The 1,421-nt window shown below is 41.2% G+C and carries 2 protein-coding genes; one reads left to right on the top strand and one right to left on the bottom strand.

What is annotated here, in order from left to right; genetic code table 11:
- Positions 1–277 precede the first annotated feature (277 nt).
- Positions 278–865 carry a hypothetical protein gene (locus ACT3RN_RS15605; RefSeq protein ID WP_192520962.1) on the top strand — a complete coding sequence of 196 codons (588 nt, stop codon included), beginning with the start codon at positions 278–280 and terminating at the stop codon, positions 863–865.
- A gap of 157 nt (positions 866–1,022) precedes the next feature.
- Here ACT3RN_RS15605 and ACT3RN_RS15600 read toward each other — a convergent pair.
- Positions 1,023–1,421 (bottom strand): patatin-like phospholipase family protein (locus ACT3RN_RS15600; RefSeq protein ID WP_444518819.1); only part of this gene is annotated, 399 nt, incomplete at its 5' end.

Here is a 1,421-nt window from a genome sequence, read left to right as displayed (position 1 = left end):
CCTAACGAATGTCTGTAGTAGATTGGCTATACACAACCTCAACACGGGGTTAGTGTGCGTACAAATACTTTTTGCTATGCTTTACGGATAGCGAACGCAGATAATCAATAAAAATTATCAACCTTATACAACCGCTAGGTTCGATATGGTTATCGTAGCAGGCTAGATAGTTTATTATTGACTATAGTTAAGTGGTTATGCATACAGACTCTAGTGAAAGCGCCTTAAATTTTCCAAATATGTTCTACCGATATATTAACCAGGGATAATGAGAACCATGAAAAAAAATAATCAATTTGCTAGTCCATTCAGCACTTGGAGCGGCCATCGCTTGTTTCAGGTAGTCGCCGGTACGCTGATCGGTGCAATGGTAGTAACTCAAGCGTCGGCGATGTTGCCTACACCAGAGCAAGCAGTGGATGGATCGGCCACTGTACAAGCAACCGCTAATCAAGCTGGCAATTCAAGCGCACAAGCTGTTAACAGCAAAATCACTGCATCATTGGTTAGCACTGATGCAAATGGTGAAGAAGTATTGGTTCCTGTTAATGAAAGTACACGTTTGCAGTCAGGTAATGTCTTAGAGTATCAAGGATACTTTACCAATACCAATGCTGATCGAGTACGTAAAATGACGGTCACCATGAGTATTCCTGAGCAAGTGGAATTGATGAAGACGGTCTCGCCAGAGTTTCCATATGGTAGCGTCGATGGTAATAGTTTTTCTCGTATGCCATTACGTACTAGAGTAAACAACCAGCTGCAAGATGTAGATTTAAAGTACTATAAAGCGGTTCGTTGGGATCTGGAAGGTGTTGGTCTGAACGATACAGTCGCGGTTAAATATCGCGCGCGTGTTAAATAAGCCAGTTCGACATGCCTTAACTGAATCGTAAATTATTCAAGATTTGATTCATAATAGAGAGCACCACAGTTGATGACTGTGGTGCTTTTTTATGGGTGCTTGAATTCTAAAAGCTTTACATACGCAGCCTATTAATAAGTTAAAGCGTTTTTATAAGCTAAAGCGTTGCATATTTGCTTTGAGATTTTTCTTTGATTAACTGCTTAATTGCGTTAATTTGTGGCGTAGTGGCTTTTGATCCAGCAGTGATTAGTGTGCTGCGTTGGCTGGTATCTATTGAGCTGATATGGCCAACGTCTGGCGTAATGATAATATCTGCACGATCTCGTTCATGGTAGTTTGATGCGTGATGCGTGGTACTTGATTGTGCCGTGATATTGTTTTCTAGAAACCCCCAAAAGCTGCTGAATGAGTTGATATTCGGTATGCTATTAGGCGTAGAGGTAGTAGAATTATGATTGCTCTTAGTCACATCTACGGCGATGATAATATCAGCACCCAAATCACGCGCACTATCGATAGGCACTAAACTGACGACACCGCCATCGATATATTT

Source organism: Psychrobacter sp. AOP5-GZ1-6 (assembly GCF_052376345.1).
Taxonomy (GTDB): Bacteria; Pseudomonadota; Gammaproteobacteria; order Pseudomonadales; family Moraxellaceae; genus Psychrobacter.
The sequence above is the reverse complement of the archived record's forward strand: the minus strand, read 5'-3'. Positions and strand labels throughout refer to the sequence as shown.

Excerpts from the sequence above, each read along its gene's own strand:
- ACT3RN_RS15605 (WP_192520962.1), top strand. The coding sequence starts at position 278 with ATGAAAAAAAATAATCAATTTGCTAGTCCATTCAGCACTTGGAGCGGC.